The following is an 18,544-nucleotide window of genomic DNA, read 5'->3' as shown; positions in this document are numbered from 1 at the left end:
TCTCCCCAGCGGATGGCACGGCGCGCCGTCCAGATGGTCTCGCAAAGGCAAAAAAGGGCGCGAAATGCAGCACCTCGTTTCCAACCGTAAGCGTTCTCCTACGCTGATTTTCGTTTTGATACAAGAGGGCAAATCGCCAGAGCGTCGATTTTTTTGACGCCATCCGCGTGGCTCTGCGCCGTTTGGTAGCGCCAAGTACGCGTGATTAGACGCAAAAACAGAACAGGCACAGCTTTTGCGCATATGTGCGCTCGCCGGGTCCCAGACCTGTTCATCCCCCAACGCAAAGGAAATGCAATGCGTTCTTTGAAACCGAGCCGCGTCGCCCTGGCCGCCGCGCTCGTCCTGGCAGCATCGGCAGCGAGTGCCGCCCCCGTCGCCAACTGGACCTACCAGGTGACGAGCGCATTCGACACGGACCCCAGTGTCACGACCTTCGTGAATTCGGGCACGAACCCAGGGCCGGTGAACCCCTCCACTGGCTACTGGACCAGTTCGAATCTGCTGCAGTGGGGCCAGAACGGCGGCAGCATCGCCGCCGGCACCCGCAGTGGCCTGGAGATCACCAACTCGCCCTCCGACGGCATGGTCGCCACCAATGGCGGATTCGTCCCGGCCAACAGCTACACCCACTACAACAACTCCGCGCTGGGTGCCAACAGCTGGACGCTGAGCACGACCAAGATCGACTCGACGCTGAGCCTGTCCGCCAACGGCGTGGACAAGCTGTTCGAGACCTCCTACAGCGTGTTCTTCACGGAAACGCCCAACACCAACAACACCTGCCCGTCTGCACCGGAGGCCACGCCCTGCAGCGACATCTTCGTGCTGGTGGGCGGCTTCGGCGAGTCGTTCACCTACAACGGCTACGAGTACAGCTTCGAGTTCATCTCCGACCCGGCCTTCACCGAGCTGAGCGATGCACAGTGCGTCGCCGCCGGCTACCAGGCGGGCTGCTTCGGCTTCGCGACGCCCGAAGGCCAGGACTACACCGTGGACTTCGCGTTCCGCTTGGTCGCGACGGAAGTTCCCGAGCCGGCGACCCTCGCCCTGATCGGTGCGGGCCTGCTGGGCATGGCTGGTCTGCGCCGCCGCCAGCAGCACAAGCGCTGAGCGCCCGGTGTTCTGAGCCAACCCCGCTTCGGCGGGGTTTTTTGCATCTGCGCGGCCCGACCGTGCCGCGGCCCGGAGCCGCGCGCTTGGGCCGCCCGGTCATCTTCACGGCCTAGAATTTGGCGCTGTTCCTCACCCGCCTCGACCAGGACGCCACCATGCCCGTACCTCGCACCTGCGCCATTGCGCTCGCCTTGCTCACCGCCCTGTCGGCGCACGCGGCCAGCCCGCTCGACAAGCTCCGGAGCGCCGCCGGCGAACAGCTGGGCGCCGGCAGCAGTGGCGGCGCAGCCGGCATGCTGGGCGGCCTGGGCCTGCCCAGCATCGGCAGCGGCACGGCCAGCAACGCGGCCGGCGTGCTGCAGTACTGCATCGAGCGCAAGTACCTGGCCGGCGGCGCGGCCGGCATCAAGGACAAGCTGCTCGGCAAGATCGGCCTGGGCGGCGGCAAGGAGACGCAGGACAAGGGCTACCAGAGCGGCCTGTCCGGCATGCTGAGCGGCAGCGACGGCAAGTCCTTCGACATGGGCAAGCTGCAGGACCAGCTCAAGGACAAGGCCTGCGAGTACGTGCTCGACAACGCCAAGTCGCTGATCTGAGTCAGTGCCAGACGCCGGGGAAGGCCCAGACCAGCGACCCCGTCATGACCAGATAGCGCAGGAACTTGCCGATGGCCATGTAGAACAGGCAGGGCCAGAACGGCAGCCGCAGCCAGCCCGCCACCGCACAGAGCGGATCGCCCACCGCGGGCAGCCAGGCCAGCAGGCAGGCCTTGGGCCCCAGCCGCTGCAGCCAGCCCAGCACCCGCACATGGTGCGAGGAATGGCTGTACCGATCGGCTACCTTGTGCGCGCCATAGCCCAGCCACCAGTCCACCGCACCGCCCAGCGTGTTGCCCACGGTGGCCACCGCGATGGCCGGCCAGAACATCTCCGGGTTGAGCTTGACCAGGCCGAACACCACGGGTTCGGAACCCAGCGGCAGCAGCGTCGCCGAGATGAAGGACACGACGAACACCGTGCTCAGGCCGAACTCGGGCAGCGCCAGCGCGCTCAGCAGTTGGTTCAGCCAGGCTTCCATGAGCGGGGCAGTATAGGGCCCGCCCAGCGCCCGCCTTGTAGGCAGGCAACCGTTTCAATTGCTGAAATTTGAGGCAGCTAGAATCTCTCCCCCGCCTCCGCCCCCTCCCCTTCACCCTGCATGCAGATCGGCCAGTTCACTTTGGCGAACAACGTGTTTGCCGCCCCCATGGCCGGGGTGACGGACCGCCCGTTCCGCCGGCTGTGCAAGCAGCTCGGGGCCGGCTACGCGGTCAGCGAGATGGTGACCTCGCGGCGCGACCTGTGGACGTCTTTGAAGACGTCGCGCCGCGCCGACCACACCGGCGAGGTGGCACCCATCGCCGTGCAGATCGCCGGCACCGATCCGGAGATGATGGCCGAGGCCGCCGCCTACAACCTGGAGCGCGGCGCCCAGATCATCGACATCAACATGGGCTGCCCGGCCAAGAAGGTCTGCAACAAGTGGGCCGGCTCGGCCCTGATGCAGAACGAGGCGCTGGCCGTGGCCATCGCCGAGGCCGTGGTGGCCGTCTGCGCACCGCAGAACGTGCCGGTCACGCTCAAGATGCGCACCGGCTGGTGCGCCGAGCAGCGCAATGCCGTGGTGCTGGCGCGCGCCTTCGAGAGCGTGGGCGTGCAGATGCTGACCGTGCACGGCCGCACGCGCGAGCAGGGCTACAGCGGCCAGGCCGAGTACGAGACCATCGCCGCCGTGAAGGCCGCGGTGCGCGTGCCGGTCGTGGCCAACGGCGACATCACCACGCCGCAACGTGCGCGCGAAGTACTGGACGCCACGGGCGCGGACGCCGTCATGATCGGCCGTGCGGCCCAGGGCCAGCCCTGGATCTTCCGCGAGGTCGTGCACTTCCTGGCGACCGGTGAACACCTGGCGCCGCCACTCGTGGCCGAGGTCCGCCGCCTGCTGCTGGAGCACCTGGCCGAGCACTACGCGCTGTACGGCGAGTACACGGGCGTGCGCTCGGCGCGCAAGCACATTGGCTGGTACGTGCGCCAGCTGCCGGGCGGCGAGGCGTTCCGCCAGCGCATGAACCGGCTCGAGCAGCCGACCGAACAACTGGCCGCTGTGGCCGAATTCATGGACGAGATGGGCAGCCTTCAGGAGCGCATGCCCGTCACCGTCCCCAGCGACGAACTTCTGGAGGAGAGCGCAGCGTGAGCAAGAAGAGTATCGAAGAGTGCGTGCGCAGCAGCCTGGAAACCTACCTGAAGGACCTGCATGGCATCGAACCGAACGGCGTCTACGACATGATGATCCGCGCCGTCGAGCGCCCCATGCTCGAGGTCGTCATGCAGCATGCCGAGCACAACCAGTCGCGTGCGGCCGAATGGCTGGGCCTGAACCGCAACACCCTGCGCAAGAAGCTCGTCGACCACAAGCTCATCAAGTGAGCTTTCTCCCTTTTCCCCGCTTTTTCCCCTCCATCCGATGAATGCACTGATCTCCGTTTCCGACAAGACCGGCGTGCTGGCGCTGGCCCAGGGCCTGCATGCGCTGGGCGTCAAGCTGCTGTCCACCGGCGGCACCGCCAAGCTGCTGGCCGATGCCGGCCTGCCGGTGACCGAGGTCGCCGACCACACCGGCTTCCCCGAGATGCTGGACGGCCGCGTCAAGACGCTGCATCCCAAGATCCACGGCGGCCTGCTGGCGCGCCGCGGGCTGCCGGCCCACATGGCCGCGCTGGCCGAGCACGGCATCGAAACCATCGACCTGCTGGTCGTGAACCTGTACCCGTTCGAGGCCACCGTGGCCAAGCCGGGCTGCACGCTGGAAGACGCGATCGAGAACATCGACATCGGTGGACCCGCCATGGTGCGCAGCGCCGCCAAGAACTGGCAGGACGTGGCCGTGCTGACCGACGCCTCGCAGTACGAGGCCGTGCTGGCCGAGTTGCAGGCCGGCAAGGGCAAGCTCTCGGACAAGACGCGTTTCGCGCTGTCGGTGGCCGCGTTCAACCGCATCGCCGACTACGACGGCGCCATCAGCGACTTCCTGTCGGCCGTGGACTTCGAGGCCAGTGCCGGCCAGCCCTCGCCCGTGCGCGCGCTGTTCCCGGCCCAGAGCAATGGCCGCTTCGTCAAGCTGCAGGATCTGCGTTACGGCGAGAACCCGCACCAGCAGGCCGCCTTCTACCGCGACCTGTACCCCGCGCCCGGCTCGCTGGTCTCTGCCCGCCAGCTGCAGGGCAAGGAACTCTCGTACAACAACATCGCCGATGCCGACGCCGCCTGGGAGTGCGTCAAGAGCTTCGACGTGCCGGCCTGCGTGATCGTCAAGCACGCCAACCCCTGCGGCGTCGCCGTCGGCAAGGACGCGCTGGAGGCCTACAGCAAGGCCTTCCAGACCGACCCGACCTCGGCCTTCGGCGGCATCATCGCCTTCAACCGCCCGGTCGACCTGGCCGCGGCCGAGGCCGTGCACAAGCAGTTCGTCGAAGTGCTGATGGCCCCCGGCTACAGCGATGAAGCGCTGGCGCTGTTCCAGTCCACCAAGGCCAAGCAGAACGTGCGCGTGCTGCAGATCGCCCTGCCCGCGGGCGGCGCGACCGACTGGGACAACGGCCGCAACGCCATGGACGTCAAGCGCATCGGCTCGGGCCTGTTGATCCAGACCGCCGACAACCACGAGTTGCAGCTGGCCGACCTCAAGGTCGTCACGAAGAAACAGCCCACGCCGGAAGAATTGCAGGATCTGCTGTTCGCCTGGAAGGTCGCCAAGTACGTCAAGAGCAACGCCATCGTGTTCTGCAAGAACGGCATGACCATGGGCGTGGGCGCAGGCCAGATGAGCCGCCTGGACTCGGCCCGCATCGCCAGCATCAAGGCCGAGCATGCCAAGCTCTCGCTGGCCGGCACGGTGGTGGCGAGCGACGCCTTCTTCCCGTTCCGCGACGGACTGGACGTGGTGGTGGACGCGGGTGCGACCTGCGTGATCCAGCCCGGCGGCTCCATGCGCGACCAGGAGGTCATCGATGCCGCCGACGAGCGCGGCGTGGCCATGGTGTTCTCGGGCGTGCGGCACTTCCGCCACTGAGCCACGGGAGCGGCCCAACAAAAAGCCCGCTCTGCAGCGGGCTTTTTTCATGCCAGGGGCTTCAGCGCCAATGCGGGCGCCCGTAGTAGTAGCGCGGCGGCGGGCCGTGATGCCGGTGCGACAGGTTGGCGCCGATCACGCCCAGGCCGATGCCGATGGCCAGCGGCGCCACATAGGAGGGCGGGCTGTAGTAGGTCGGGGCCGATTCGTAGACCGTGGTCACCGGCTCGGTCTGGTAGACCGTGGCCGGTTGCACATAGGTCGTGCTGGAGATGATGCGGGCCGGCGCGCGCACCGGCGCCTGCTGCACCGGCGGCACGCTGCCGATGGGCGTGACCTGCAGCGGCACGGTCGGGCCCGGGTCGTTGGCCATCTGCACCTGGTAGCGCCGGCCGGCGTACTCGTAGACCACGTCGTAGTACGAGGTCTGGTTCTGGTAGAAGGTCTGCGTGCTGCAGTTCTGCACGGTGCGGACCTGGTCGGGCTGCTGCCCTTCGACCTGGTTGCCGACCACGGCGCCGCCCAGCGCGCCGATCGCGGTCGCCGCCGCGTGGCCGCTGCCGCCGCCGAAGGCGCTGCCGATCACCCCGCCCGCGATGGCACCGATCACGGCACCCGCGCCGGAAGGCCGTGACGCCGTGACGACCTGCTGGTTGTTGCAGACCAGGCGCGGCACGGCCACCTGCTGCATGACCGGCGTGGCCGAGATCACCGTGCCGTATTCCTGGGCCAGCACCGAGGCGCTCAGCAGGCTGGCGCCGGCAAGAAGCGAAAGCTTTTTCATGGTGATCCTTCATCAGCCCCTAGGGCCAAGCTACGCCTGGCCCGTCCCCCGAGGGGAGCAAGAAAACTTGGGGCGGCCCGGCGTTTTCTTGAGACCTGTGGGCCTGCCAAAAGTTTAGGCCTTTACACAGGCTTTTCAACGCCCGTCGACCGCGCGGGGTTGACGGCGGGCGATCATCCCCGGCCCAACAAGCGGAACACGGCGCGGGCCGCGTCCACGGTCTGCGCGATGTCCTCGTCGCTGTGCGCCGCGCTGACGAACCCGGCTTCATACAGTGCGGGCGCGATGTACACACCGCGTTCGAGCAGGCCGTGGAACAGGGTGTTGAAGCGCGCGCCATCGGTGGTCATGACGGTGTGGTAGTTCTGCGGCAGCGCGTCCAGCAGGAAGAAGCCGAACATGCCGCCTTCGCTGTCGCCGCTGAAGGGCACACCCTCCTCGGCCGCAACCTGCCGCAACCCGGCCACCAGGGCCTGGGTGCGCCGGGCCAGTGCTTCGTAGAAGCCGGGCTTGCCGATTTCCTTCAACGTGGCCAGACCGCAGGCCGTGGCCACGGGGTTGCCCGACAGCGTGCCGGCCTGGTAGACCGGGCCCAGCGGCGCCAGCTGTTCCATCACCGCGCGGCGCCCGCCGAAGGCGGCCAGCGGCATGCCGCCGCCGATGACCTTGCCCAGCACCGTGATGTCGGGCACGAAGCCCGGGATCTCGCGCGCGTAGACGCTCTGGGCGCCGCCCAATGCCACGCGGAAGCCCGTCATGACCTCGTCGAACACGAACAGCGCGCCATGCTGCGTGCACAGCTCGCGGCAGCGCCGGACGAAGGGCACGCTCGCGCGCACGAAGTTCATGTTGCCTGCGATCGGCTCGATCATGAGGCAGGCCAGCGCCGCGCCATGCTCGGCGAAGGCCTGCTCCAGGCCGGCGAGGTCGTTGTACGCGAGCACCAGCGTGTCCTGCACCACCTCGGGCGGCACGCCGGCGCTGGTCGGGTTGCCGAAGGTCGCCAGGCCCGAGCCGGCCTTGACCAGCAACGCGTCGGCGTGGCCGTGGTAGCAGCCCTCGAACTTGATGATCTTCTTGCGGCCGGTGGCGCCGCGCGCCAGCCGGATCGCGCTCATCGCGGCCTCGGTGCCCGAGCTGACCAGGCGCACCATGTCCATGGACGGCAGGTGCGCGAGGATGGCCTCGGCCAGCTCGATCTCGCGCTCGGTCGGCGCGCCGAACGAGAAGCCCTGCACGGCCGCTTCCTGCACGGCCGCCAGCACGGCCGGGTGGCCGTGGCCCAGGATCATCGGGCCCCAGGAGCCGATGTAGTCGATGTAGCGCCGGCCCTCTGCGTCCCAGAAGTAAGGGCCCTGGGCGCGCTGCACGAAGCGCGGCACGCCGCCGACGGCGCGGAAGGCGCGCACGGGGGAGTTCACGCCGCCGGGAATCACGCGCTGCGCGCGTGCGAACAGTTCTTCGTTGGTGCTCATGGTGGTCAGTGGCGCACGGCGCCTGCGTCGTTGTCGGCCTCGGGCGCGTCGTCGTCATCGCCCGCTTCGGCGTCCTCGCCCTCTTCACCCTCTTCGGGCTGGGCCCAGAACATGCGATCGGGCAGCACATGGCCCATGCCGGGGCGGAAACCGCCGTCCAGGCTTTGGTCCAGGTAGGTCAGCGCCTCGCCCACGGCCTCGTTGAGTTCGGCGCCGCTGGCCAGCAAGGCGGCGAGGGCCGCCGACAGCGTGTCGCCGGCGCCCGTGAACTGCGCCTCGAACAACTCGAAGCGGGCATTGGCGAGCACCGTCTGCGGCGTAGCCAGCACGTTGTCCACGTGCTGGTCCGGCAGCAGCACGCCGGTCACCAGCGTGTAGGGCGCGCCCTTGTCGGCAGCGGCCTTGGCGATGTCGCGCGGCGAAGGGCTGCGCTGGCTGCTCCAGTCCGGCAGCAGCCAGCGCCACAGCGTGCTGTGGTTGCCCACCAGCACCGTGGTCTGCGGCAGCATCAGTTCCTGGAAGGCGTCCAGGTAGGCGTCGATCTGGTCCTCTTCCCACCACGACAGGTTGGGCATGTAGGCCACCACGGGCAGGTCGGCGTAGTCGGCGGTCAGCTCCGCGATGGCCGAGAGGTTCTCGGGGCTGCCGACGAAGCCGACCTTGATGACCTGCACCGCCATGTCCTCGAGCACGGCGCGGGCCTGCTCGGTGACGGCTTCCTCGTCGAAATCGAAATGGTCGAAGATCTCGGCGCTGTCGCGCGCGTAGCTGCCCGTGACCACCGGCAGCGCGTGCGCGCCCACCGAGGCGATGGCCACGGCATCGGCCGACAGGCCGCCCGCGCCGCTCGGGTCGTTGGCGTTGAAGACCAGCACGCAGGCCGGGCCGGCGTCCTCGTCCGTGGCAGGCGCGTCGGGCTCGGAACCAGGGGATGCGGCAGAGTCGTTCATGCGGATGGCGGCGGGCTTGCGACCGTGGGAATGAGGGGTGGAGCAGCGTGCGCTGGCGCCTTTGCCACCGGGCGTTGCGCCCAGGACGCCTCTATACAATCGCCGGCATTCTATTGGAACGCCCCCGAACACTGTGACCGACCCTAAAACCTGGATGTGCCTGATCTGCGGCTGGATTTACGACGAAGCGGCAGGCGCGCCGGACGATGGCATCGCGCCAGGCACCCTGTGGGCCGATGTCCCGATGAACTGGACCTGCCCCGAGTGCGGCGCGCGCAAGGAAGACTTCGAGATGGTCCAGATCTGACCATCGGCACAGGAGCAGCAGCATGACGGTCACCACCCCCCGCCTGCGCGTGATGGTGGTCGACGACAGCGCCACCATCCGCCGCAGCGCCGAGATCTTCCTGCAGCAGGGCGGCCACGAGGTGCTGCTGGCCGAGGACGGCTTCGATGCGCTGGCCAAGGTCAACGACCATGCGCCGCAGCTGATCTTCTGCGACATCCTGATGCCCAAGCTCGATGGCTACCAGACCTGCGCCATCATCAAGCGCAACGCGCGCTTTGCCGGCATCCCGGTGGTCATGCTGTCGTCCAAGGACAGCGTGTTCGACAAGGCGCGCGGTCGCATGGTCGGCTCGCTCGACCACCTGACCAAGCCCTTCACCAAGGACCAGTTGCTGCAGGCCGTGCAGCAGTACGGGCGCGCCGACGCGTGACCCCGCCCGCCACCGGCAGCGCCATGGCTGCGCACGACGACTCCACCCCACTGCCGCCCCCGCATTGGCTGGCCGTGCAGGCCGGCGGCCTGCGCTGCCTGGTGCCGCTGGCCCAGGCCGGCGAGATCTTTCCATGGACAACCGTGCAGCCCGTGCCCTACACGCGCAGCTGGTTCCTGGGCGTGGCCAACCTGCGCGGCACGCTCTGCGGTGTGGTCGACCTGGGGCGCTTCCTGCAGCGCGATGCACCCCAGGGCGAAGACACCGCAACGGCCGACCCCAAGCTGCTGGGCTTGCACCCCGCCATCGGCCTGAACTGCGCGCTGCGCATCGACCGTCTGCTGGGCCTGCGCGCGGCCGAGGCTTTCGTGCCCGCGGCGGCCGAGACCGCGCATGCACAGGCCTGGCGCGGCCCCGTGCACACCGATGCCCAGGGCCTGTCCTGGCATGCGCTGGACCTGCAGGCGCTCGCACAGGCGCCCGCCTTCCTGGCCATCGATGCCTGAGCGCGCTGCCGCCGGCCTGCCTGGCGCCATCGGCGCCATGGACAGCGTGCGCGTGCAGATCCAGGACGCGGCCAAACGCATCAAGCGCCTGGGCGAGTCGTCGCAGCAGATGGGCGAGATCGCGGCCCTGGCCGCCGATCTGGCCGAGCAAGCCCAGGTGCTCGCGCTGAACGCGGCCATCCAGGCCGCACCGGCCAACGCGTCCGGCCCCGGCCGGGCGACCGTGGCCTGCGAGGCGCAGCGTCTGGCGGCACGCTCGGCCGAGGCCGCCCGGCTGGTCGCCGACCTCGTGCAGGCCCTGCAGTCCGACGCGCACGATGCCGCGGCCGCCATGGAACGCGCCACGCAGGGCCTGCTGGCCGGTGCATGGGCACTCGACCGCGTGGCCACGCCCTCCCCTGTGCCCAGTCCGACCGAACCCACGTGACCGAGACCACCGCCCCGCCGCTTCCGCCCCACGACCTCGGCCCGGTGGCCTGGGTGCTGGATGAACTCCGCCGCACGCTGGAGGCCGCCGCCAAGTGCCTGCAACGCTACCGGCGCGAGGCCGATGCCGCGGCCGCCGACTTCCATGTGCCCGGCCTGCAGCACCTGCTCCAGGCCGGGCAACTGCTGCACCAGTGCGCGGGCGCGCTGCACCTGATCGAACAGCCGGCCTGTGCGGCGCTGGCCGATGCCATGGAGACGGCCGTGCAGCGCTTCGCCGAGCAGCGCACGCCTTGCAGCGACGACGCCGTCGCGCAGCTCGAGCAGGCCGGCCTGGCCGTTACCGAATACCTGCAGGCCCTGCTGTCGGGCAAGCCCGTCGTGCCGGTGGAACTGTTCCCGCAGTACCGCGAGGTGCAGGCGCTGGCCGGCGCCGAGCGCAGCCGCCCGGTCGAACTCTGGACGGCGCCGCCCCTGGCGCAGGCCATGGCGCTGCCGGCAGGTACCGAGGCCCTGGAGCCCGGCCCTGCCCTGCGCAGCCGCTTCGACCAGGCCGTGCTCAAGGTCGTGAAGACAGCCGACCCGGCCGCCGCGCAAACGCTGCACGACCTGGCCCTGGGCCTGGCCGCCGGCAGCCAGGCACCGGCACAGCGCAGCTTCTGGCAGCTGGCGGCCGCCTACTTCCAGGCCCTGGCGCTGGGCCGGGTGCCGGCCGACCTGTACACCAAGCGCATCGCCTCGGGCGTGCTGGCGCAGTATGCGGCACTGGCGCGCGGCGAGGGCGAGCCTTCCGCCGCGCTGGTGCAGGAGCTGCTGTTCTACTGCGCCGGCGCCGTGCCGCCCGCAGAGGGCACCCAGGCCGGCACGCTGGCGGCCGTGCGCGCCGCCCACGCGCTGGACGCCAGCGGCACGGCCGACTATGCGCAGCGCCGCTTCGGCCGCTTCCCTCCGGCCCTGCTCGCGCAGGCACGCAAGCGCATCGCCACCGCCAGCGAGACCTGGGCCGCCGTGGCCGGCGGCGACGCCCACCAGCTCAGAGCCGCGCACGAGCAGCTGGTGCCGCTGGCCGACGCCCTGGCCCGGCTGCACGACGACAGCGCCCCGCTCGCACAGGCCCTGCTGCAGGCGGTCGAGGCCGCCTGGCGCGTGGGCGGCACGCCGCCCGTGCCGCCCACGCCCGCACTCGCACTCGAGGTGGCCACGGCCCTCTTGTACCTGGACACCGCCTACGCCGACCTGGACCGCAGCGGCGCCGACCTGCGCGCACGCACAGCGCAGCTGGCCGAGCGGCTGACCCTGGTGCAGCAAGGCCAGGCGCCCGCGCCCATGGAAGACTGGATGGAGGCGCTCTACCACGGCGTCAGCGAACGCCAGACCATGGGCAGCGTGGTGGCGGAACTGGGCCGCACGCTGGCCGAGATCGAGCAGGCGCTGGACCAGTTCTTCCGCGCGCCGCGCGAGAAGGGCGTGCTCGGCAAGGTCGTCGCCCAGCTCACGCAGATGCGCGGCGTGCTCTCCGTGCTGGATCTGGAACAGGCCGCCCATGCCGTGCTGCGCATGCGCGAGACCGTGGACGGCTACATGGCCGACCAGGTGGACGACGCCGCCGCGCGCAACACCAGCTTCCAGCGGCTGGGCAGCAGCCTGGGTGCGCTGGGCTTCCTGGTCGGCATGCTGGGCTACCAGCGCCACCTGGCACAGCAGCTGTTCTTCTACGACGAGGCGCAGGGCCTGTTCCGTTTGCGCGGGGGACCGGCCGTGGACGCTGCCGAGCCGCTGCAGGAGCCCGCGTCCGACGCGGACGCCCAGGCCGACCTGCTGCAGATCTTCACCGAGGAGGCGCAGGCCGTCGTACGCAACGGCCAGGCCGCCGCACTGGCACTGCAGGCCGCGCCCGGCGAACGCGCGCCGCTGGAGCAGCTGCGCCGCGCCTTCCACACGCTCAAGGGCAGCGCCCGCATGGTGCAGCAGGACGGCTTCGGTGCCGCCGCCTGGTCCTTCGAGCACGCGCTGAACGCCCGGCTCGACGCGCCGGGCCCGGCCGATGCCGCGCTGCTGCAGTCCACACAGCAGGCCTTGCAGGCGCTGGACGGCTGGATCGCCGACATCGCGGCCGGGCGCGACGGTGGGCACCGGCTCGCTGCCCTGCAGGAGGCCGCCACCGCCCTGCGCCAGCCAGCGACCGCCGAGGCGCCGCCCGCCCTCTCGGAACCCGCCGCAGCGCCTGCCACCGACCCCGCGGACGGCAGCGACGAGGACCACTTCCGCCAGATCGGCCCGCTGCGCATCGCGCTGCCGCTCTACAACGCCTTTCTCAACGACGCCGACGAGTGGTCGCGCCAGCTGCAGACCGAACTCGGGGAGTGGGCGCTGCAGCAGCCGCTGGCGCCCGCGGCCAGCAGCGCCGCGCTGGCCCGCGCGCTGGCCGACAGCGCGGCCGGCGTGGGCTTCGAGGCGCTGGCCCGGTTGGCCGATCTGCTGGCCCAGGTGCTGGCGGGCGATCCGCCCGGCACCACCGCGCCCGTGCTGGACGCGGCCGAGGAGATCCGCCGTCTGCTGCACCAGTTCGCGGCCGGCTTCCTCAAGCCCGCGCGCGACGGGGTGCTGCTCGCGCTCCAAGCCTTGCTGCAGCCCGCGCCGGACGCCACCGCGTTCGACGAAGAAATCGACAGCCAGGACGCCATCGACGCCGAGCTGTTCCCGGTGTTCGAGGACGAGGCCGCCGAGCTGTTGCCGCAGCTGTCGGCAGCGCTGCGCCATTGGCAGGGCGCGCCCGGCGACGCGCCCGCGCGCCAGGCCGCGCTGCGCGCGCTGCACACGCTCAAGGGCAGCGCACGGCTGGCCGGCGCGCTGCAGCTGGGCGCGCTCGCGCACCGGCTCGAAAGCGCGGCCGAGCGACTGCCCGATGCTGCCCTGCCGGCGCAGATCGAACCGCTGCTGGCCCATGCCGACCGGCTGCAGCAGGCTTTCGACCAGCTGCGCGCGCAGGCCCGGGGCCTGGCCGCGTCGCCCGCGGGCGCAGTCGTGGCGCCCACGCCGGGCCCCGCGGCCGGCCAGTCGGTGCGCGTGCGCGCGCAGCTGCTGGACCAGCTCGTCAGCGGCGCCGGCGAGGTGCTGGTCACGCGCGCCCGCATGGAGGCGCGGCTCGGCGCGCTCGATGCCGCACTCGCGGCGCAGGGCAGCCGGCTCGACCTGCTGCGCCAGCAGTTGCGCGAACTGCAGGCGCAGACCGAATCGCAGATCCAGGCCAGGCTGGCGCAGGCCGGCGACGGTGCCGAAGCCTTCGACCCGCTGGAGTTCGACCGCTTCACGCGCACGCAGGAGCTGGCGCGCGGCATGGCCGAATCGGTGGCCGAGCTCAGCGCCGCGCAGCGCCAGCTGCAGCGCGGCCTGCAGGGCACGCAGGACGATCTCGCGGCCCAGGGCCGGCAGGCCCGCGCGCTGCAGCGCGAACTGCTGCGCACGCGCATGCTGCCGTTCGAGGCCATTGCCGAACGGCTGTACGGCACGGTGCGCCAGAGCGCCAAGGAAGCCGGCCGCCAGGTGCGGCTGGATCTGGCCGGCGGCAGCGTCGAACTCGACCGCGGCGTGCTCGACCGCCTGGCGCCGGTGTTCGAGCACCTGCTGCGCAACGCCGTCACGCACGGCATCGAGGACGCCGAGCAACGCAGCGCCGCCGGCAAGCCGGCCGCCGGCACCATCGCGGTCAGCGTGGCGCACACCGCCAACGACATCGCCTTCACGATCGCCGACGACGGCCGCGGCCTGGACCTGGCCCGCATCCAGGCCAAGGCGGCCGCGCTGGGCCTGCTCACGGCCGATGCGCCGCTCACGTCCGACGAGGCCGCCGCGCTGGTGTTCCTGCCCGGCTTCACCACGGCCGCCGCCGTCACGCCCATGGCCGGCCGCGGCATCGGCATGGACGTGGTCCGCACCGAGGTGCACGCACTGGGCGGCCGCATCGAGACGTCCAGCACGCCCGGCCAGGGCACGCAGTTCAGGCTCGTGCTGCCGCTGACCACGGCCGCCACCCAGGTGGTGCTGGTGCGCGTGGGCCAGCAGACCTTCGGCATTCCGACGCACCTGGTCGAGGCGGTGCGCCGGCTCGCGCCGGCCGAACTCGCCCAGTGCTATGCCCGCGAGCAACTCGTCGACGACGACGGCGAGCCGCTGGCCTTCTACTGGGCCGGCGCGCTGCTGCAATGCGCGATCGCCCAACCGCCTGCGCGCGAGCGCCATGCCAGCGTGCTGCTCCTGCACAGCGCCCAGCAGCGGCTGGCCCTGCATGTGGACGAGGTGCTGGGCCACCAGGAGGTGGTGGTCAAGAACCTCGGGCCGCAGCTCGCGCGCCTGCCCGGTCTGGCCGGCATGTCGGTGCTGGCCTCGGGCGCCGTGCTGCTGCTCTACAACCCGGTGGCGCTGGCCGCGGTCTACGGCGCGATGGCGCGCCAGGCCCAACAGGAGCAGGCACTGCGCAACGGCGACGGCAGCCCGGCACCAGACACGACGGTCGCGCCGGCCCCGCTGGTGCTGGTGGTGGACGATTCCGTGACCGTGCGCCATGTGACGCAGCGCCTGCTGCAGCGCGACGGCTGGCGCGTGGCGCTGGCCGCCGACGGGTTGCAGGCACTCGCGCAACTGCAGGCCGAACGGCCGGTCCTGCTGGTGACCGACATCGAGATGCCGCGGATGGACGGCTATGCGCTGGTCCAGTCCATCCGCGCCGACGAGCGGCTGGCCGGCCTGCCCATCGCGGTGATCAGCTCGCGCACGGCCGACAAGCACCGCGACCACGCGCGCGCGCTCGGCGTGGACCACTACCTGGGCAAGCCCTATGCCGAAGAGGAACTGCTGAACCTGGTGCGGCGCTACGCCGCAACAACCCAGGGCTGACGAGTTCGCCGTCACGCCGTGGCGGCAGGGCTTGCCGTCTCCCGGCGCGGGTCCAAGCACGCGCCCACACCTACGAAGGGCGTGCGCCCGCACCGACACGCACAGCAGCTCGCGCATGGGAAAAACCAGGGCATGGGGCCACCGGTCCCGGCAACCCAGAAGGAGAAACCATGTCCAGTCCCACCATCACCTCCGACAAGGTCGAGGGCACGACCGTCTACGACGCCAAGGGCGGCAAGCTCGGCAGCATCGACAACCTCGTCATCGACAAGCGCTCGGGCCTGGTGCGCTATGCCGCGCTGGAATTCGGCGGCTTCCTCGGCATCGGCACCGACCGCTACCCGATTCCCTGGCCCATGCTGAAGTACGACACGGCGCTGGACGGCTATGTCGTGCCGCTGGACGCCAACACGCTGGACAACGCGCCGCGCTATGCGCGCGAGGAGCGGCCCGACTACACCGACGACTACGGCCGCCGCGTGTACGAGCACTACGGCGTCACCTGGTGATCTTCAGCGCCGCCGCTTGGCCGCCGGCTTCCTGCCGGCCAGCGGCTTCTTGACCACGGCATAGCGCGCCAGCGTGCGTTCGCGCGCCTCGGCGTGGTCGACCACGGGGCGCGGGTAGTCGCGCCCCAGTTCCACGCCGGCCGCGGCCAGCTCGATCGCGCTGGCCTTCCAGGGCGCGTGCAACAGCGGTGTCGGCAGGTCGGCCAACTGCGGCAGGTAGCGCCGGATGAACTTGCCTTCGGCATCGAAACGCTCGCTCTGCGCGACCGGGTTGAAGATGCGGAAGTAGGGCTGCGCGTCGCAGCCCGTGGACGCCGCCCACTGCCAGCCGCCGTTGTTGGCCGACTGGTCGAAGTCGTTGAGCTTCTCGGCGAAATAGGCCTCGCCCCAGCGCCAGTCCAGGCCGAGGTGCTTGGTCAGGAAGCTGGCCGTCACCATGCGCAGCCGGTTGTGCATGTAGCCGGTCTGGTTGATCTGGGCCATGGCCGCATCGACCAGTGGGTAGCCCGTGCGGCCCTCGCACCAGGCCGAAAACAGCGCCTCGGCATGCTTGCCGCGCTCCCATTTGATCGCGTCGTACTCGGGTTTGAAGGCCGATTCCGCCGCGTGCGGGAAGTGCGCCAGGATCTGCATGTAGAAGTCGCGCCAGATCAGCTCGGACAGCCACACGGCCGGCCCCTGCATGCCCTGCGCCGCGAGCTGCTGGGCGCTCGACGCCAGCTGGCGGATCGACACCGTGCCGAAGCGCAGGTGCACGCCCAGGTAGCTCGGCCCCTTGACGGCCGGGTAATCGCGCGCGAGGTGGTACTGGTCCATGCGGTCGAAGAACTCCTCGAACAGCTGCTGGCCGCCGCTGGCGCCCAGCGGGATCTTGAGCTCCGCGAGGTTGCTGGGTGCGAAGCCGATCTGCGCCAGGCCGGGGACGGGCCGGCGCTCGCCTTCGGGTCGCGGCGCCAGCGCCTCGGCATGGCGCGCCACGGGGTAGGACGACAGATAGAACGCATCCACCTTCTTGAGCCAGGCCGTCTTGTAGGGCGTGAACACCGTGTAGGGCGTGCCGGCCTGGGTCAGCACCTCGCCGCGCTCGAAGATCACCTGGTCCTTGCTGGTCAAGAGCGCCGCGCCCATGCCGGCCAGCGTGCCGCGCACCTGGGCGTCACGCGCCATGGCGGCGGGCTCGTCGTCGTGGTTGGCGAAGACGGCCTGGGCATGCAGCGCATGGACGAGTTCCGGAATCTGCTCGCGTGCCGAGCCCAGGCGCCAGATCAGCCCGGCATCCGGCGCCAGCCGGCGCAGCGCGGCGTCGAGTTCGTCCAGTGCCGCCAGGATGAACTCCACGCGACGGTCGGCCCGCGGCAGCGCGTCCAGGATGTCGGTGTCCAGGATGAACACGCAGTGCAGCTGGCGGCAGGCGCGCAGCGCGTGGTAGAGCGCCGCGTTGTCAAAAGCGCGCAAGTCGCGCCGAAACCACATCAATCCAGTGGCGTACTTCTTGTCCATGCAACAAATCCGGAGCGGGGGCCTCGCTAAAATCGCGGCTTATGAGTTCAGATTCTGCGCCGATGAACCTCACGCATCATTTCCTGATCGCGATGCCGGGTTTGGAAGACGAAAACTTCGCGCGCAGTGTCGTTTACCTGTGCGAGCACAGCGCCCGCGGCGCGCTGGGCCTGGTGATCAACAAACCCAGCGACATCAACCTCAAGAAGCTGTTCGACAAGGTCGACCTGCCGCTGCGGCGCGACGACCTGTCCGACAGCCCGGTGTTCCAGGGCGGCCCGGTGCAGACCGAACGCGGCTTCGTGCTGCACGAACCCGTCATGGCGGCCCCGCCGCACGACAGCGAAAGCATCTACGCCTCGACCATGACCATCCCGGGCGGCCTGGAGATGACCACCTCCAAGGATGTGCTGGAAGCCCTGTCTACCGGCGCCGGCCCCAAGAAGGTGCTGGTCTCGCTGGGCTACTCCGCCTGGGGCGAGGGCCAGCTCGAATCCGAACTGGCCGAGAACAGCTGGCTCACGGTGGAAGCCGACGCCAGCGTGATCTTCGACACGCCGATCGAGCAGCGCTACGACCGCGCCCTGCAGTTGCTGGGGCTGCAGGCCTGGATGCTGTCGCCGGATGCGGGGCACGCGTGAGCGCAGCCCCCGCCGCGCCCGACGCCGTCCCGGCCCACTTCCAATCCTTTCTGGCTTTCGACTACGGCGCCAAGCGCACCGGCGTCGCCGTGGGCAACCGTTTCACGCGCACGGCCACGCCGCAGGGCACGATCCGCGCCGAGGGCGATGCGCGCTTCGCCCAGATCGAGGCGCGCGTGCGCGAATGGCGGCCCGACGCGCTGGTCGTCGGCGTGCCCTTCCACCCGGACGGCGCGGCCCACGAGAACACCGCGCGCGCCCAGCGCTTCGCGCGCCAGCTGCGCGGGCGCTGCAAGCTGCCCGTCTACGAGGTGGACGAGCGCTACACCACCACCGAAGCCCTGAGCCTGGGCGCGCGCGACGCCGATGCGGCCGCGGCCTGCATCATCCTCGAGCAATTTCTGAGAAACCTGCCATGAGTACCCTGACCCTCGACGCCGAGGCCTTGTACGCCGAGCTGCTGCGCGGCGTGCGGCCGCTGTGCACGCAAGACACCCAACTGGTGGGCATCGCCTCCGGCGGCGCCTGGCTGGCCGAGCGCCTGCAGGCCGACCTGCAGCGCGCCGGCAAGCCCGGCGTGATCTCCTCGGCCATGCACCGCGACGACTATGGCCAGCGCGGCATGGTGGCCGGCGCCAGCGCCACGGCCCTGGCCTTCGACGTGAAGGGCGCCCACATCGTGCTGCTGGACGACGTGCTCTACACGGGCCGCACCATCCGCGCCGCCCTCAACGAGCTGTTCGACTACGGCCGCCCGGCCAGCGTGCGGCTGGCCGTGCTGGTGGACCGCGGCGCGCGCGAACTGCCGATCCAGGCCGACTTCGCCGCCGCGCGCGTGGCGCTGCCGGCCGGCCAGTCGCTGGCGCTCGCGCGCGCCGCAGACGGCCGTTTCAGCTTCGAGATCAAAGGCTGACC

At 70.4% G+C, this 18,544-nt stretch carries 19 protein-coding genes; 14 read left to right on the top strand and 5 right to left on the bottom strand.

Translation table 11 applies throughout. The annotated features are described in order from the left end of the window. The first annotated feature begins 297 nt into the window (after nt 1–297). Both IE209_RS00410 and IE209_RS00405 read left to right on the top strand, forming a co-directional pair. Nucleotides 298–1,113, top strand: a complete 816-nt coding sequence (locus tag IE209_RS00410) for a THxN family PEP-CTERM protein (protein ID WP_189685064.1) — start codon at nt 298–300, stop codon at nt 1,111–1,113. A 158-nt stretch (nt 1,114–1,271) separates the two neighbouring features. Continuing rightward, entirely contained in the window at nt 1,272–1,712 is a 441-nt protein-coding gene (locus IE209_RS00405) for a DUF2501 domain-containing protein (protein ID WP_189685063.1), read from the top strand. Between the two features lies 1 nt (nt 1,713). Here the strand turns inward: IE209_RS00405 and IE209_RS00400 are convergent, their stop codons facing one another. Then, a complete protein-coding gene (locus tag IE209_RS00400; RefSeq protein WP_189685062.1) occupies nt 1,714–2,193 on the bottom strand; it encodes a YqaA family protein in 480 nt (159 codons plus the stop codon). A gap of 120 nt (nt 2,194–2,313) precedes the next feature. On the opposite strand from IE209_RS00400, the gene dusB reads away from it, so the two are divergent. From dusB to purH, 3 genes are read left to right on the top strand one after another with little or no spacing between them, the layout of a single operon-like run. After that, entirely contained in the window at nt 2,314–3,351 is a 1,038-nt protein-coding gene (gene dusB / locus IE209_RS00395; RefSeq protein WP_189685061.1) for a tRNA dihydrouridine synthase DusB, read from the top strand. Next, entirely contained in the window at nt 3,348–3,584 is a 237-nt protein-coding gene (locus tag IE209_RS00390; protein WP_145544740.1) for a Fis family transcriptional regulator, read from the top strand. The genes dusB and IE209_RS00390 overlap by 4 nt, the downstream gene beginning before the upstream one ends. A 37-nt stretch (nt 3,585–3,621) precedes the next feature. Continuing rightward, complete coding sequence (purH, locus tag IE209_RS00385) at nt 3,622–5,226, top strand: bifunctional phosphoribosylaminoimidazolecarboxamide formyltransferase/IMP cyclohydrolase (protein ID WP_189685060.1); 1,605 nt, start codon at nt 3,622–3,624, stop codon at nt 5,224–5,226. 61 nt (nt 5,227–5,287) lie between these two features. Here the strand turns inward: purH and IE209_RS00380 are convergent, their stop codons facing one another. The 3 genes from IE209_RS00380 to thiD all read right to left on the bottom strand — a co-directional run bounded on the left by IE209_RS00380 (nt 5,288) and on the right by thiD (nt 8,435). Beyond that, the gene (locus IE209_RS00380) at nt 5,288–6,010 is read right to left on the bottom strand and encodes a glycine zipper 2TM domain-containing protein (protein WP_189685059.1); all 723 of its coding nucleotides are present in this window, start codon (nt 6,008–6,010) and stop codon (nt 5,288–5,290) included. 173 nt (nt 6,011–6,183) lie between these two features. Beyond that, complete coding sequence (gene hemL, locus IE209_RS00375) at nt 6,184–7,485, bottom strand: glutamate-1-semialdehyde 2,1-aminomutase (RefSeq protein WP_189685058.1); 1,302 nt, start codon at nt 7,483–7,485, stop codon at nt 6,184–6,186. 5 nt (nt 7,486–7,490) lie between these two features. Continuing rightward, complete coding sequence (gene thiD, locus IE209_RS00370) at nt 7,491–8,435, bottom strand: bifunctional hydroxymethylpyrimidine kinase/phosphomethylpyrimidine kinase (protein WP_189685057.1); 945 nt, start codon at nt 8,433–8,435, stop codon at nt 7,491–7,493. A gap of 154 nt (nt 8,436–8,589) precedes the next feature. Between thiD and IE209_RS00365 the strand changes: the two genes are divergently transcribed. The 6 genes from IE209_RS00365 (at nt 8,590) to IE209_RS00340 (ending at nt 15,488) form a co-directional block, all read left to right on the top strand. Further along, nucleotides 8,590–8,742, top strand: coding sequence for a rubredoxin (locus IE209_RS00365; RefSeq protein WP_056664812.1), 153 nt, complete (start codon nt 8,590–8,592; stop codon nt 8,740–8,742). Nucleotides 8,743–8,764: 22 nt separating this feature from the next. Beyond that, entirely contained in the window at nt 8,765–9,154 is a 390-nt protein-coding gene (locus IE209_RS00360) for a response regulator (RefSeq protein ID WP_189685056.1), read from the top strand. Further along, the gene (locus IE209_RS00355) at nt 9,151–9,660 is read left to right on the top strand and encodes a chemotaxis protein CheW (RefSeq protein ID WP_189685055.1); all 510 of its coding nucleotides are present in this window, start codon (nt 9,151–9,153) and stop codon (nt 9,658–9,660) included. Before IE209_RS00360 ends, IE209_RS00355 begins: the two co-directional genes overlap by 4 nt. Then, nucleotides 9,653–10,087 (top strand): methyl-accepting chemotaxis protein, encoded by a 435-nt coding sequence (locus tag IE209_RS33695; RefSeq protein WP_373305244.1) that lies wholly within the window; start codon nt 9,653–9,655, stop codon nt 10,085–10,087. The genes IE209_RS00355 and IE209_RS33695 overlap by 8 nt, the downstream gene beginning before the upstream one ends. Next, a complete protein-coding gene (locus IE209_RS00345) occupies nt 10,084–14,979 on the top strand; it encodes a hybrid sensor histidine kinase/response regulator (RefSeq protein WP_229882624.1) in 4,896 nt (1,631 codons plus the stop codon). The genes IE209_RS33695 and IE209_RS00345 overlap by 4 nt, the downstream gene beginning before the upstream one ends. A 170-nt stretch (nt 14,980–15,149) precedes the next feature. Beyond that, nucleotides 15,150–15,488, top strand: coding sequence for a PRC-barrel domain-containing protein (locus tag IE209_RS00340; protein WP_189685052.1), 339 nt, complete (start codon nt 15,150–15,152; stop codon nt 15,486–15,488). A gap of 3 nt (nt 15,489–15,491) precedes the next feature. On the opposite strand, the gene IE209_RS00335 is transcribed toward IE209_RS00340, so the two are convergent. Continuing rightward, nucleotides 15,492–16,988: a cryptochrome/photolyase family protein gene (locus IE209_RS00335; RefSeq protein ID WP_189685051.1), complete on the bottom strand. Its 1,497-nt coding sequence runs from the start codon at nt 16,986–16,988 to the stop codon at nt 15,492–15,494. A gap of 41 nt (nt 16,989–17,029) precedes the next feature. On the opposite strand from IE209_RS00335, the gene IE209_RS00330 reads away from it, so the two are divergent. From IE209_RS00330 to pyrR, 3 genes are read left to right on the top strand one after another with little or no spacing between them, the layout of a single operon-like run. After that, nucleotides 17,030–17,629, top strand: a complete 600-nt coding sequence (locus IE209_RS00330; RefSeq protein ID WP_189685050.1) for a YqgE/AlgH family protein — start codon at nt 17,030–17,032, stop codon at nt 17,627–17,629. Next, nucleotides 17,626–18,048: a Holliday junction resolvase RuvX gene (gene ruvX, locus IE209_RS00325; protein ID WP_189685049.1), complete on the top strand. Its 423-nt coding sequence runs from the start codon at nt 17,626–17,628 to the stop codon at nt 18,046–18,048. Before IE209_RS00330 ends, ruvX begins: the two co-directional genes overlap by 4 nt. Further along, nucleotides 18,045–18,542, top strand: coding sequence for a bifunctional pyr operon transcriptional regulator/uracil phosphoribosyltransferase PyrR (pyrR, locus tag IE209_RS00320; RefSeq protein WP_189685048.1), 498 nt, complete (start codon nt 18,045–18,047; stop codon nt 18,540–18,542). Before ruvX ends, pyrR begins: the two co-directional genes overlap by 4 nt. The last annotated feature ends 2 nt before the right edge of the window (nt 18,543–18,544 follow it).

Origin of the sequence: Pseudorhodoferax aquiterrae (assembly GCF_014652235.1) — a bacterium.
Taxonomy (GTDB): domain Bacteria; phylum Pseudomonadota; class Gammaproteobacteria; order Burkholderiales; family Burkholderiaceae_C; genus Pseudorhodoferax; species Pseudorhodoferax aquiterrae.
Note: the sequence above shows the minus strand (reverse complement) of the source record. Positions and strands in the feature narration are given on the sequence as shown.